General features: G+C 38.0%; 13 protein-coding genes and 1 tRNA gene. 8 read left to right on the forward strand and 6 right to left on the reverse strand.

The features are described from left to right. Nucleotides 1–4: 4 nt before the first annotated feature. From tuf to ILA26_RS03415, 3 genes are all read left to right on the forward strand, one after another. A complete protein-coding gene (tuf, locus tag ILA26_RS03405; RefSeq protein WP_292894166.1) occupies nt 5–1246 on the forward strand; it encodes a translation elongation factor EF-1 subunit alpha in 1242 nt (413 codons plus the stop codon). 66 nt (nt 1247–1312) lie between these two features. Next, nucleotides 1313–1621, forward strand: coding sequence for a 30S ribosomal protein S10 (gene rpsJ / locus ILA26_RS03410; RefSeq protein ID WP_042691424.1), 309 nt, complete (start codon nt 1313–1315; stop codon nt 1619–1621). Nucleotides 1622–1656: 35 nt separating this feature from the next. Then, nucleotides 1657–1740: transfer RNA gene (locus tag ILA26_RS03415), tRNA-Ser, on the forward strand. 18 nt (nt 1741–1758) lie between these two features. Here the strand turns inward: ILA26_RS03415 and cobK are convergent. From cobK to ILA26_RS03430, 3 genes are read right to left on the reverse strand one after another with little or no spacing between them, the layout of a single operon-like run. Next, nucleotides 1759–2544, reverse strand: a complete 786-nt coding sequence (cobK, locus tag ILA26_RS03420) for a precorrin-6A reductase (protein ID WP_292894077.1) — start codon at nt 2542–2544, stop codon at nt 1759–1761. Further along, complete coding sequence (locus tag ILA26_RS03425) at nt 2541–4949, reverse strand: calcium-translocating P-type ATPase, PMCA-type (protein ID WP_292894079.1); 2409 nt, start codon at nt 4947–4949, stop codon at nt 2541–2543. Before ILA26_RS03425 ends, cobK begins: the two co-directional genes overlap by 4 nt. Before the next feature lie 4 nt (nt 4950–4953). Then, entirely contained in the window at nt 4954–5343 is a 390-nt protein-coding gene (locus ILA26_RS03430; RefSeq protein WP_292894081.1) for a UPF0146 family protein, read from the reverse strand. A 111-nt stretch (nt 5344–5454) separates the two neighbouring features. Here ILA26_RS03430 and rimI point away from each other — a divergent pair, with 111 nt between their 5' ends. Further along, a complete protein-coding gene (gene rimI, locus ILA26_RS03435; RefSeq protein WP_292894083.1) occupies nt 5455–5907 on the forward strand; it encodes a ribosomal protein S18-alanine N-acetyltransferase in 453 nt (150 codons plus the stop codon). Here rimI and ILA26_RS03440 read toward each other — a convergent pair. Beyond that, entirely contained in the window at nt 5881–6396 is a 516-nt protein-coding gene (locus ILA26_RS03440; RefSeq protein ID WP_292894085.1) for a zinc ribbon domain-containing protein, read from the reverse strand. The genes rimI and ILA26_RS03440 overlap by 27 nt on opposite strands. Nucleotides 6397–6498: 102 nt before the next feature. Between ILA26_RS03440 and ILA26_RS03445 the strand changes: the two genes are divergently transcribed. Next, entirely contained in the window at nt 6499–7464 is a 966-nt protein-coding gene (locus ILA26_RS03445) for a hypothetical protein (protein WP_292894087.1), read from the forward strand. Here ILA26_RS03445 and dusB read toward each other — a convergent pair. Beyond that, nucleotides 7453–8430, reverse strand: a complete 978-nt coding sequence (gene dusB / locus ILA26_RS03450; protein ID WP_292894089.1) for a tRNA dihydrouridine synthase DusB — start codon at nt 8428–8430, stop codon at nt 7453–7455. The two genes, ILA26_RS03445 and dusB, sit on opposite strands and share 12 nt — an antisense overlap. Before the next feature lie 108 nt (nt 8431–8538). Here dusB and prf1 point away from each other — a divergent pair, with 108 nt between their 5' ends. Then, a complete protein-coding gene (prf1, locus tag ILA26_RS03455; protein WP_292894091.1) occupies nt 8539–9783 on the forward strand; it encodes a peptide chain release factor aRF-1 in 1245 nt (414 codons plus the stop codon). Here the strand turns inward: prf1 and ILA26_RS03460 are convergent. Then, nucleotides 9780–10016 carry a hypothetical protein gene (locus ILA26_RS03460; protein ID WP_292894093.1) on the reverse strand — a complete coding sequence of 79 codons (237 nt, stop codon included), beginning with the start codon at nt 10014–10016 and terminating at the stop codon, nt 9780–9782. The genes prf1 and ILA26_RS03460 overlap by 4 nt on opposite strands. Before the next feature lie 508 nt (nt 10017–10524). Here ILA26_RS03460 and gdhA point away from each other — a divergent pair. Both gdhA and glnA read left to right on the forward strand, forming a co-directional pair. Continuing rightward, a complete protein-coding gene (gene gdhA / locus ILA26_RS03465; protein ID WP_292894095.1) occupies nt 10525–11859 on the forward strand; it encodes an NADP-specific glutamate dehydrogenase in 1335 nt (444 codons plus the stop codon). Between the two features lie 375 nt (nt 11860–12234). After that, complete coding sequence (gene glnA / locus ILA26_RS03470; protein ID WP_292894097.1) at nt 12235–13572, forward strand: type I glutamate--ammonia ligase; 1338 nt, start codon at nt 12235–12237, stop codon at nt 13570–13572. Nucleotides 13573–13709 lie beyond the last annotated feature (137 nt).

Below are 13709 nucleotides of genomic sequence, written 5' to 3' on the forward strand. Positions count from 1 at the left end.
TATAATGGCAAAAGAAAAAGAACATCTTAACTTAGCATTTATTGGACACGTTGACCACGGAAAATCCACTTTAGTTGGACACTTATTATTAAAAGCTGGTGCAATCGCTGAACAACAATTAGACGAAGGTGAAGACAAATTCAGATTTGTTATGGACAAATTAGGAGAAGAAAGGGAAAGAGGAGTAACCATCGATTTAGCTCACCAAAAATTCTCCACCAAAAAATACGACTACACTATTGTAGACTGTCCTGGACACAGAGACTTCGTTAAAAACATGATCACCGGTGCATCCCAAGCTGACGCAGCTGTATTAGTAGTAGCTGCTAACGACGGTGTAATGCCTCAAACCAAAGAACACATGTTCTTATCCATGACTTTAGGTATTAAACAATTAATCATTGCAGTTAACAAAATGGATATGGAAAACTACAGTGAAGACAGATTCAACGAAGTAAAAGAAGAAGTTGGTGCATTACTCAAATCCATCGGTAGAAACCCTGCTGACGTACCATTCATCCCAATGTCTGCATTTGAAGGGGACAACATCAAAGAGAAAAGTGAAAACATGCCTTGGTACAAAGGTGACGCACTTATCACTGAATTAGACAAATTAACCCCACCTGAAAAACCTGTAGACTTACCATTAAGAGTACCTATTCAAGACGTTTACTCCATTACTGGTGTAGGAACCGTACCTGTAGGAAGAGTTGAAACCGGTATCATGAAAAAAGGTGAAAACGTTATCTTCGAACCTGCTGGAGCTTCTGGAGAAGTTAAATCTATCGAAATGCACCACGAAGTATTCGACGAAGCTGAACCTGGTGACAACATCGGATTCAACGTAAGAGGTGTAGGTAAAAACGATATCAGAAGAGGAGATGTAGCTGGACACACTGGAGATGCTCCTACTGTAGCTAAAGAATTCACCGCACAAGTTGTTGTATTACAACACCCTGGTGTAATCACCGTTGGATACACTCCTGTATTCCACTGTCACACTTCCCAAACTGCATGTACTTTCTTAGAATTAACTTCTAAATTAGACCCTGCAACCGGTCAACCTCAAGAAGGAACCCCTGACTTCCTCAAAACTGGTGATGCAGCGATCGTCCAAATTAAACCAACCAAACCAATGGTTATGGAAGAAGCTCAAAAAATCCCACCTATGGGAAGATTCGCTATCAGAGATATGGGTCAAACCGTTGCTGCAGGATTATGTCTTAAAGTTACCTCAGCAAAATAAGTTTGTAAACAATAATTAGAAAGTAACTTTTTACTTTCTTTTCTTTTGTTTTTTGGAGGATAATACATGAATCAAGCAAGAATTAAACTTACTGGAACTGACCCAGAAAAATTAGCATACGTTTGTGATCAACTCAAAAAAATTGCTGAAAGAACTGGTGTTGACTTATCTGGTCCTATTCCATTACCTACTAAAAAATTAGTAGTTCCAACAAGAAAATCTCCAGATGGAGAAGGTAAAGCTTCTTGGGAAAAATGGGAACTCAGGATTCATAAACGTTTAATCGGTATTGGAGCTGATGAACGTGCTATGAGACAAGTCATGAAAGTTAACGTTCCTGATAATGTAAGTATTGAAATTGAACTTAAAGGATAAATATTTAGATTCCTTCTAAATATTCCTTTTCATATGCCGAGATAGTCTAGTCTGGTAAGGCGCAGGACTTGAAATCCTGTGAGGTCATCCTCGCCTGGGTTCAAATCCCAGTCTCGGCGTTTATTTTATATCTATTTTTAAAAAAAGCTTTTTAATTTAATGTCTAACTCTTCGAGGTTAGATACAATATCATTTTTTTCTAAACTGTCTATTTTTGGTCTTTGAATCATTATGACTGCAACATCCTTCTCGTTTGCAGCCTCTATCTTTTCGATTACTCCACCTATCTCGCCACTTTCCTTGGTAATCATCACGCTTGCATCGTACCTTTCAATAAGTTCAATGTTTTCCTCAAGGCTTGCGGCGCCTTTCATGGGGATGATGTGGTTTGAATCAACATTAAGTGACTTGCACTTTTCAATGGAGCTTTCGACCTTAAGGATTCTTGGATAGAACCTGTCAACTGAAACGTATTTCAGGATGTCTCCCATGGTGTTTGCTCCTGCAAAGTGAAGGACATTTCCTTCAGTGAACTCATTCTCGATCAGTTTTCCTGCCTCATCGAATGAGTCTACATAATGGATATGTGAAGTGTCGATGTTTTCAAGATTTGTGGTGGGTCTTTCAAAGCGGATGTATGGAAGTTTCAGTTCCTTTGCAATGCTTGTGCTGGTTTGGGTGATGTGTTTGGCAAATGGATGGGTTGCATCTATTAGGATGTCGAATTTTTCATTAAGAATCATTTCCTTTATCTCATCCTTTGGAATTGGCCTTGCAATGGTGTCATCGCTTCCACCCTCACGAGCCAGTTTTGCACCATACTCTGTTGTGGTGGTTGTTAAAATGTAAGAGTCATAGTTTTCTTTTATGTGTTCGATTATGTTTGTGGAATCTTTTGTTCCGCCAAGCAAAAATATCTTCATTCTATCACTTTATTCATTAGTTTATCTGCAATGATTATGGTGAATGATACAATTATAATCATCACCCATTCCATTAAATTGATTGATGTTGTTCTGAATATGATTTGCAATTGTGGAATGTATATGATTAGCAGCTGAAGCACGAATGAAAGCAAAATTGCTATGTACAAGTACTTACTTGAGCTGTCTGAATTTGCCTTTCTGTTGTATGCATTGAAAAGTTGGTACATCACAAACAGTGTGAATGCAACGGTCATTGCCTTTTGCTCAGATGCATTGATGCTCAATTCATACCAGAATACTGCAATTGTTCCGATTGCCATTACAATACCTGAAAGCAGGATTTCTGTCAATGTTTTTCGTGTCAGGATGTCTCCGGTTTCAGGAGGCCTTTCCATGATGTCCCTTTCGGCCCCCTCAATTCCCAATGTCTGTGCAGGGGGACCGTCCATAACGATATTCAGCCATAGCAACTGAACAGGATTGAACGGCAGCGGCAGTGACAGCAGTGATGTTCCGACAATGGTAAGTATCGCACCGACATTTGTGGACACCTGGAACTTGACGAATCTCTTGATGTTGTCATAGATCTTACGCCCTTCCCGGACTGCCTTTACGATTGTTGCAAAGTCGTTGTTCTGAAGTATCATGTCTGCGGATTCCTTTGCAACGTCGGTTCCGTCACCCATTGCAACACCGATTGATGCCTTCTTGAGTGCAGGTGCGTCGTTAACGCCGTCACCAGTCATTGCAACGATGTTTCCGGATTCCTTTAATGCCTCCACGATTTTCATCTTTTGTGTGGGCTTGACCCTTGCATAAACCTGGATGTCATTTGCAATTTCATAATACTCCTCGAGACTCATCTGGTCCAGTTCAGCACCTGTTATGACTCTTCCGTCGGTGAGTATTCCCAAATCCCTTGCGATTGCACAGGCAGTCTTTTTGTAATCTCCAGTAATCATCTTGACTTTGATTCCTGCCTTCTTACAGTCGCTCACTGCCTTTTTGGCATCTTTTTTAGGAGGGTCTATCAATCCGAGAAGTCCTGTGAATGTCAGGTTTTCTTCAGGGTCTGTCTCGTCCTGAAGCTTGTATGCAAACCCGATTACCCTCAATGCCTTTTCACTCATTTCGTCAATTTTCTTAAGTATGTTTTCCTTAACTCTAGCATCAAGAATTTCAACATTTCCGTCATTGTCTATGTATTTGCATTTGTCTAGAATTATTTCTGGAGCACCTTTTGTAAGAACAATGTTACTTTCACCGTTTAGTGTATGTATGGTTGTCATCATTTTACGATTGCTGTCAAGAGGTATTTCATCAATTCTGTCAAGGTCGATGTCTGCGTCCTTACAGAATTTCATGATTGCTCCATCGGTCTGGTCTCCAATGACCTCGTCATTGCGGATTATTGCATTGTTGCACAGTTTTCCGATTTCCAATGTGGTCTTTTCATTTGTGTAGAAACTGTCAACGACAGTCATTCTGTTTTCAGTGAGTGTTCCTGTCTTGTCACTGCAGATTATGGTACATGATCCAAGTGTTTCCACGGATAGCAATTTCCTGACAATCGCATCTGATTTGGCCATCTGTGACATTCCCAATGCCAGTGTTAAAGTCAATACTGCAGGAAGGCCTTCTGGAATTGCTGCAACAGCAAGGGAAACCGCTGTCATGAATGTCTCCACAAGTGGAATGCCCTTAAGCAGTTCCAGGATGAAAATGGATATACACACGATTATGGAAATGATGGATAGTGTCTTGCCGAGATTTCCGACCTTTGTCTTGAGAGGGGTGTCCTCATCCTCTTCCTGGACAATTTCGGCAATCTTTCCGATTTCTGTTTTCATTCCTATATTCTTGACAACACCGACCGCATTTCCGGAAAGTATGTTGGAGTCCATGTAAACCTCTTCGCCCGTTTCCTTTTTGATGGCTTCGGACTCTCCGGTCAATGATGACTCGTCACAGCTCAAGTCATTGACCTCAATCAGTGTAAGGTCTGCAGGAATCTTGCCTCCTTCTTCAAGAATGACTACGTCCCCGATTGTCAGTTCCTCTGAGCTGATTTCCTGGATTTCACCGTCCCTTTTGACAATCGCTGTTTTGACGACCAGATTCTTGAGGCTTTCCATTGCCTTTCTGGACCTGTACTCCTGGATGAATCCCATTATCACGTTAAGAAGGACCGCAAGCAGGATGACGCATGCGTCAATGACGTCACCTATCGCATATGCAGCAATTGCCGCAATGATGAGAAGTCCTATCAGTATGTCTATGAATTGTGAGAAAAATAAAACGATAAGGGGTGTTGGCTTTCTTTCATCAAGCCTGTTCAATCCATGCTCCTTCTGCCTTTTCGTTGCTTCCTGCGTTGTCAAACCTGTAGATTGATTTTCCATTACATCACCTTAATACATAAAAGCTTGCTCTGTTGTAGTTCTTTAATTTCATTTTGACTCTGCCCGTATTCAGGTCCTCGTTGGTCAACGGTTTTATGATTAGCTGTGATCCGATTTCCTGGGCAAGCTTGACCAAATACGGTTGAAGTTCGCTTGGTGGTCTGATTGAATATATGATGTCAGTGTCCATGTACAGTTCTAGATTTGGCTTTGTGATGTCGTCCTTGATTACAGTCGAATCCTTCGGAAGGATATCTGTCTTGATGAGTGTTATATTTTGTTTTGATGATAATATTTCGGCTATCCTGTCGTATTTTCCAATGGCGATTTCAGCTATTTTCACATTTTCATCGCCAACCTCTTTTAGAATATATTCAGCAAAGTCATCCCACATTTTTAATCCTCAAATAAATATTCGTTGTACAATGTATTAAAATATTGTATTATATTTTTTAGAACACATTAGTTAGAATTAAATACTTTGTATTTTATATGTTATTTTTGTATGATTGTTAGAAAATTCACACCGAATGATTTAAGAAGAGTTTTTGAAATAGAAAACATGTCTTTTAACCAATCCTATGGTATCAACATGTTTCAGCAGTTATATGAAATGGGTGTGGGTTTTCTTGTGGCTGAGGAGGACGGCTATGTCATAGGCTATGTCATCTTCTGGATAAAGTATGAAAATCAGGGCCACATCATCTCAATCGCCGTTGACAAGAACTACCGCAGGACAGGTGCCGGAACACAGCTTTTGGTAAAGGCGATTTCAATACTGTCACTTTTAAACATCAGTGCAATATATCTTGAGGTGAATGAAAACAATCATGGTGCGGTCGAGTTTTACAAGACATTTAACTTTAAGGTGGATAGGGTGGTTCCGGGATACTATGAGGATGGTGACGGCGCCATCATAATGTATATTCCCCTAAATAGAGGTAAAATTTCCGGATAGCATCTGCTGGTATTGTGATATTGCATCGGCAGGCATGTGTCCTGTTGCGAAAAGGATTGCGATGAGCAATATGTAGAATCCGAAAATTGCCAGTTGAATGTGTCCATGTTTTTTAGCTACCGGATCTTTTCTTGTTGACAGGTAAATTGCAATAATCAATCCCAGGATTCCGCCTAAGATTGAGAATACGTATCCAAATAAAATTAACCATTTGCTTGTTCTGTTTGCCTTATACTCTTGGGCGTTGTTCACAACTTCCTTTTTAATGACAATCGGGTTCATTGCATTGTGTGTGCCTTCAAACTGGCTTTTAAATATTAATGGGGTTCCGCATTTGACGCAGTAATCCGCTTCATCGGGATTTGGAAATCCGCATAATGGGCATGCATTCTCGTTTTCAGCCACTTTTGGAAATTCATGTCCGCATTTTATACAAAAACCATACATGTCATCGCTTGCAGTACCGCACTGTGGGCATCTTCTAATCATAGTATCACTTAGTTAATTAATTAACTAATGATTATTAATAAATGTTTGTTTTACATCAAATTATATTAGTCTTAAAAACCAATTTAATTATCAAGGATATTTATGATTGAAAAGATTGAAATTACTCAAAGATTCAACTTTAAAAGATTGAATCGCCATTATGAATGTTTCACAATAGATTTGGTTAACAAGAATGCATACTATAAAATCTCAGAACGTGGAAGCGGTGACAAGTTCGTAAAGGAGAATCCTCTTTGTGACGATACATGGGTGGACATACTTGTTGACTTGAGGCGCAAGATGACTAGCGAAATCTATAGGTTGACTGATTCAAAAATTGACGATTTTTTGCATGAGTTTGATAATTTAAGGTTGTTTGAGGATTTCGAATCTGAAAAATTTTCTTATTTTGAAAAGCTGGAATTGGTCTATTCATGCAATGTCATAATCTATTCAACCGACAATTATGAGGAATACAGCTTCAAGAACAACTATCCCATAAACTGGATCAGGTTCGGCGAGCTTTTGATAAGGACATTCGGTTTTGACGTATTGCATCTGAATTACCAAAAGCATCTTGCAACTCCATTATATTATAATATTAAAAAAGATGGAATTTATTCAGATGATAAATTAAACATAAAATCCATAGAATTCGGCCATTATCAGACTTATCCTTATGAGCTTCCAAATCCTCGGTTGATAATTAATTTTGAAAGGAATACTGTTGATGGATACATTGAAAAGAAATTGTCATCTTCTGATGAAGAGCTGATTTTGGAGCTATTGAAAAAATATCATGTATACATGTGGATTTTTGACGAGTATCATAAAAAATCCAATGCACGAGACCCTGATGACTTGGAAGGATATGACTGGTATTTGGAAATGGTTTTTGAAAATGATGTCATATGGCATATTTTCGGATACAATGACTATCCCGACACTTACGTTCACATGGCAAGAGAAGTCATGGACATCACTGGAATGGATTTGATGGAGATAAACACCATCGCAAGCGGTGACTTGGAGCTGTTTGAAAAATTCGGTGAGGAACTACTTGATTAGCTCAACGTATTCGTCTAGTAAGTCGAACAATTCCTCTTTGGTGTTCATCTTGAACAGTCTTGGCTTTATCTCTGCGCTTCTGTAACGGCCCTTGAGGTAATATGCAGCATGGGTTCTCATCTTGTGCATGGCAACCTTTTCAGGCCTTATTTCACTTAAAAGCTCTGCATGCTTTTTAATCATTTCGATTCTCTCTTCCATTGTGACTCTTTCAGGTTCTGTTCCGTTCTCAAGGTAATCTATGCATTGTCTGATGAGCCAAGGGTTTCCCAACACTCCACGACCGATCATGATTGCATCGCATCCGGTTTCATCAATCATCCTTTTTGCATCATAGCATGTGAAGATGTCCCCATTGCCTATAACCGGTATGGAAACTGTGTCCTTGACCTCTTTTATGATTGACCAGTTTGCCTTGATGCCGTATCTTTCCTCACGTGTGCGGGGATGCACTGTTATTGCAGATGCTCCGCAGTCCTCAACAATCTTTGCTATTTCAACTGCATTTATGCAGCGATTGTCCCATCCGCTTCTGATTTTGACTGTCACCGGAACGTTCACTGTATCCACCACTGCACTGACAATGTCTCTTACCTTTTTGGGGTTTTTTAAAAGTGCGCTTCCTGCCTGTGACCTTACGGCAACCTTTGTGACGGGACATCCCATGTTTATGTCGATGATGTCAGGTTTCATGTTTTCTTCAATGAATGATGAAGCAATTTTAAATGATTCGACACCTGCGCCGAATATCTGCTGGGCGATTGGCCTTTCATATTCTGTCATGAAAAGCATTGACTTTGTTTTCCAGTTGTCATACATTATCGCCTTGTCTGAAACCATTTCGGTTGACAATAGTCCGCAGCCCATTGACTTGGCAATCCTTCTGAACGATGAATCGCAGATTCCAGCCATCGGCGCAAGAACAACCTGATTGTCGATTTTCACATTTCCGATTTTCCATTTCATAAAAGTCACATTAAATAATGGGGATTTTCACTGTTTTTTCATTAATTATTTATATTTGTATTTATATAATTATATCTATTATATTAATTTAATTATTATAGGGATAACATGGCTAACGTATCATCAAAAGAATTGTATGAATTTAAGAAAACTTTAAAAGAATTATCAGAAAAAAGAGGTAGAGGTACAGAGCTTGTTTCCGTTTATATTCCACCAACCAAGCAATTGAGTGATGTTGGTAAGCACATGAGAGATGAAATGGGTCAGAGTGCTAACATTAAGAGTAAACAAACAAGAAAAAATGTACAGTCTGCTATTGCGGTTATTTTAGAAAGCATAAAACTATACAGGCAACCGCCTGAAAACGGTTTGGTTTTATTTGTAGGTATGATTCCTAAAGGCGGTCCGGGTACTGAAAAGATGGAAAAATACATTATAGAGCCACCGGAACCTGTTCAGACCTACTGGTATAAATGTAACAACGAGTTTTTCGTAGAGCCATTGGAATACATGATTGAAGAGCATGACGTTTATGGTGTGGCTGTTATCGACAGAAATGAGGCTACCTACGCTACATTGAAAGGTAAGAAAGAAACCATTCTCGGTCACTTGACCAGTGGTGTTCCTGGAAAGCACAAGGCAGGGGGACAATCACAAAGAAGGTTTGACCGTGTAATCGAAGACCTTGCTCACCAATTCCTTAAACGTATTGGAGATCACATGAACGAGGCTTATCTTCCGCTCAAGGATGACTTGAAAGGAATCATTTTAGGCGGTCCGGGCTTTACCAAAAAAGACTTCTATGATGGTGACTACCTTCAATATGAACTTAAAAACAAGGTCATTTCCATAGTGGACACCTCTTACACCGGTGAAGAGGGTATCCGTGAGGTTATTACCCGTGCTGCTGATGATTTGGAAAACCTTGACGTTATGCATGAGAAAAAGCTCGTTCAGAAATTCATTCAGGAGTTAAGAAAGGATAAGGGTTTATGTTCCTATGGTGAAAACCAGGTAAGAAACAACTTGATTATGGGTGCTGTTGACACATTGCTCTTATCAGAGGACTTGACAAGCATGCGTAAGAAATTCGTTTGTCCTAGCTGCGGTGAGGAAAAAGAGATCACTGTTAAGACTCAGGCTGAAGCGGACAACCTCAAGGAGAAATGCCCTAACTGTGGTGAAATCTTAAAAGAAGAGTCTTCAATTGACTTGGCTGAAGAGTTTGTTGAACGGGCTGAGGAAATGAATACTGAAGTAGAATTCATTTCAACTGAAACTGAGGAAGGTATGCAAATCTTCAGGGCATTCGGTGGAATTGCAGCTATTCTCAGGTATTATGTTGATTACTAGTTATAACATTTTGGAGACTTGTCCAAATGTGTTATAATATTACTTTTTCTTTTTTCTTTTTTTGTATAAAATTCGTTTAATCCTTCTTCTTGTCTTATCTGATTTATTAACTTGAAAAATACTTGTTTTGAAACGGCAATCTCTTTGTTTAATTCCACATACAATGAATGCATATTCCTGTTTTTTGAGAGGTAGTTCTCTTTCAATGTTTCATATTGTGTTTTATTAATCATAATTTTACCATTTTGTTTATTAAAAATTGATTTTTGATGTATTTTAAATATTAATTTATCAATTATGGTATATAAAAGAATATGGTTTTAAAAATACTGTATAATTTTGTTTAATATTTTTTTGCATTTCTCCATTTTGTTCTAATTTTGAGGGCGATTCGTTCCGATATTTGGAACACTTGCAACTTTCATGTCTTCGGAAAATTTTTGGTGGAAGATGACTTCCGACATTTGTTTATGTATTGCCTATTTTTATTGTTAATTGTAGAAAAATTTTTAAAAAGATTTATTTAATTTAATATTTTTTTATTATTTTTTTATAAATTGTATAATATTTATATTAATTTTTATGAATAATATCAATATATTTCTATTAAATATTGAATAATATTTAAATACTAGAAGATGCATATAATTAACTATATTGTTAAAAATTACTTGATGAAGTAAGAACTCTTTTAATGATATAATTAAAAATTAATTCAAATTTCGATTTGGAGGAATAATTTTGTCATACGTAGATGAAGTAATTGAAACTATAATAGAACAAAACCCTTCAGAACCTGAATTTCACCAAGCAGTTCGTGAAGTATTAGAATCCTTAAGGGTAGTAATTGAAGAAAACGAAGAAGAATACAGAAAAAACGCACTTCTTGAAAGATTAACAAACCCAGAAAGACAATTCAAATTCCGTGTTCCATGGGTAGACGACAACGGTCAAGTACAAGTAAACACCGGTTACAGAGTACAATTCAACTCAGCTATCGGACCTTACAAAGGAGGGTTACGTTTCCACCCTTCAGTAAACGTCGGAATTATCAAATTCTTAGGTTTCGAACAAATCTTCAAAAACTCCTTAACCGGACTTCCAATTGGTGGAGGTAAAGGTGGATCCGACTTTGATCCTAAAGGAAAATCCGACAGGGAAATCATGGCGTTCTGTCAAAGCTTCATGACCGAATTATGCAAATACATCGGAGCAGACACAGACGTTCCTGCAGGAGACATCGGTGTAGGCGGTCGCGAAATCGGTTTCTTATTCGGACAATACAAAAGAATCAGAGGATTATACGAAGGAGTATTAACCGGTAAAGGATTAAGCTTCGGAGGATCTCTTGCAAGAACTGAAGCAACCGGATATGGTTTATTATACTTCACCAACGCAATGTTAAAAGCTAATGATATTGATATTGCAGGAAAAACTATCGCAGTTTCCGGTGCAGGTAACGTAGCAATTTACGCTATCGAAAAAGCACAACAATTAGGCGGTAACCCTGTAACCTGTTCCGATTCCACTGGATGGATTTACGACCCAGAAGGAATTGACGTAGAATTACTCAAAGAAGTAAAAGAAGTAAGAAGAGAAAGATTAACTGCTTACGCTGAAGCAAGACCATCCGCTGAATACCACGAAGGCAAAGGCGTATGGACCGTAAAATGTGACATCGCATTACCATGTGCAACCCAAAACGAATTGTTATTAGACGATGCTAAAGCATTAGTTGCAAACGGCGTAACTGCTGTTGCTGAAGGAGCAAACATGCCAACTTCCATTGAAGCAACCGAATACTTACAAGAAAACGGTGTACTGTTCGCACCAGGTAAAGCTTCCAACGCTGGTGGAGTAGCTACTTCCGCATTAGAAATGTCACAAAACTCCGAAAGATTATCATGGACTTTCGAAGAAGTTGACGGTAAACTTCAAAACATTATGGAAACTATCTTTGCAAATGCTGCAGCTGCTGCTGAAGAATACGGTATGGATAAAAACTACGTAGCAGGAGCAAACATTGCAGGATTCAAAAAAGTAGTAGACGCTATGAACGCACAAGGAATCGTATAGATTTCTTGTTTTATTCTCTTTTTTTAATCATTTATTTGCTAATTATTTTTTTTAGATAACCTATTCACATTTTTGATAATTTACTTTTTATTTCATTGTTTTAATTTAAATCTTATTAGATTTGATTTTATTTATTTTAATTCATTATATGCAAAAAATAACTGACATTAGAAGATTAAGTACGTGTTATGTATAATTTAAATTACATTTAGATGTTTTTTTCAAAACATTTATATATCTTTGATTATATACTATTAGTCGGAAGGAAGTTTCCTTCCGGTGAAGTATTTAATTAAATTCATTTAGTCAAAATGGTTTTCCATTTTTCCATATTAACTCAACTAAATGGAGAAGATATTCAAATGAAGTGAAAAAATGTCAGAAAAAGATAAAACATTAGATCAAATTATAAAGACAATCGACGCAAACGACATAAAATTTCTGAAATTGCAATTTTCAGATATACATGGATTACCTAAAAGCATGGCGGTGCCTCTTAAAAAGGCGGATGATGTTGAAGATATAGTAAATGATGGATTATTGTTTGATGGTTCTTCAGTAGCAGGATTGGCTTCAATCAATGACAGTGACCTTCTCGCAAAACCGGACATCAACACATTCTCAACAATCCCATGGAGGCCTGAATCAAAAGGTACCAGTAGATTCATATGTGATATTTTCACAACTGATGGGAAACCATATGACGGTGATCCAAGGGGAGTACTTAAAAAATCCTTAAAATTAGCAGAAAAAAGAGGATATCAATTTAATATGGGTCCAGAACCTGAATTCTTCATCATAACTGAGGATGAAAATGGAAATTACATACCTGCGGATGAAGCTGAATACTTTGATGTGGAACCACTAGACCAAGGTACTGATATCAGAAGGGAAATCGTACTGGGTCTTGAAAAGCTTGATTTTGATGTTGAGGTGAGCCACCACGAAGTTGCAGCAGGTCAGCATGAAGTGGACTTCAAATATGCAGACGCTTTGAAAACAGCTGATGCTGTCATAACATTTAAGGAAGCAGTCAAAGCATTGGTCAATAATTTAGGTTTCAAAGCAACATTCATGCCAAAACCGTTCTTGGGAATCAACGGTAGTGGAATGCACTGTAATCAAAGTCTGTTCAAGGATGGGGAAAACATTTTCTACGACCCTAACACTGAAACTCAAATCTCTCAGGAGGCATTGTACTTCATTGGAGGATTGCTGAAACATGCACCTGCATTGTCATCAATCTTATCTCCTACAGTCAACTCTTACAAACGTTTGGTTCCGGGTTATGAAGCACCATGTTACATAGCTTACGGTTTTAAAAACAGGTCAACCCTGTTAAGGATTCCAGCATCAAGAGGATTAGGTACAAGAATCGAATGCAGGTCTGCTGACCCTTCATGTAATCCTTACCTAGCATTTGCAGTATTGCTTGAAGCAGGTTTGGATGGTATGGACAATAAGATTGATCCTGGTGAACCTACTGAAGAAAACCTCTTTGCATTTTCCGAAGATGAAATAGTCGAAAAAGGAATCAGCAGTCTTCCAACAAGTCTATGGGAAGCATATCATGCATTGGATGAAAATGACGTAATCAAGAATGCACTTGGGGAAAAAGTATTCAATCAGTTCTATAACATAAAAAGGGCTGAATGGGATGCTTACAGAATACAGGTATTTGATTATGAACGTGATGAATATTTGAACGTATAAGTTATTATATTGTCGGAATATCTTGGCGGCCATGCCGATTTTGCCGTGGTCGCCAGCCAATAAATTTCGGAGGTTTTAAGTTTTAAATTATTTTTATATATGATGTTTTTTTTAGGAATTTTGAAACATTGTTTTAA

Source organism: Methanobrevibacter sp., from assembly GCF_017940815.1.
Classification (GTDB): domain Archaea; phylum Methanobacteriota; class Methanobacteria; order Methanobacteriales; family Methanobacteriaceae; genus Methanocatella.

Coding starts and splice junctions, on each gene's coding strand:
- ILA26_RS03445 (WP_292894087.1), top strand. CDS start 6,499: ATGATTGAAAAGATTGAAATTACTCAAAGATTCAACTTTAAAAGATTG.
- glnA (WP_292894097.1), top strand. CDS start 12,235: ATGTCAGAAAAAGATAAAACATTAGATCAAATTATAAAGACAATCGAC.
- prf1 (WP_292894091.1), top strand. CDS start 8,539: ATGGCTAACGTATCATCAAAAGAATTGTATGAATTTAAGAAAACTTTA.
- dusB (WP_292894089.1), bottom strand. CDS start 8,430: ATGAAATGGAAAATCGGAAATGTGAAAATCGACAATCAGGTTGTTCTT.
- ILA26_RS03440 (WP_292894085.1), bottom strand. CDS start 6,396: ATGATTAGAAGATGCCCACAGTGCGGTACTGCAAGCGATGACATGTAT.
- cobK (WP_292894077.1), bottom strand. CDS start 2,544: ATGAAGATATTTTTGCTTGGCGGAACAAAAGATTCCACAAACATAATC.
- rpsJ (WP_042691424.1), top strand. CDS start 1,313: ATGAATCAAGCAAGAATTAAACTTACTGGAACTGACCCAGAAAAATTA.
- ILA26_RS03425 (WP_292894079.1), bottom strand. CDS start 4,949: ATGGAAAATCAATCTACAGGTTTGACAACGCAGGAAGCAACGAAAAGG.
- tuf (WP_292894166.1), top strand. CDS start 5: ATGGCAAAAGAAAAAGAACATCTTAACTTAGCATTTATTGGACACGTT.
- ILA26_RS03460 (WP_292894093.1), bottom strand. CDS start 10,016: ATGATTAATAAAACACAATATGAAACATTGAAAGAGAACTACCTCTCA.
- rimI (WP_292894083.1), top strand. CDS start 5,455: ATGATTGTTAGAAAATTCACACCGAATGATTTAAGAAGAGTTTTTGAA.
- ILA26_RS03430 (WP_292894081.1), bottom strand. CDS start 5,343: ATGTGGGATGACTTTGCTGAATATATTCTAAAAGAGGTTGGCGATGAA.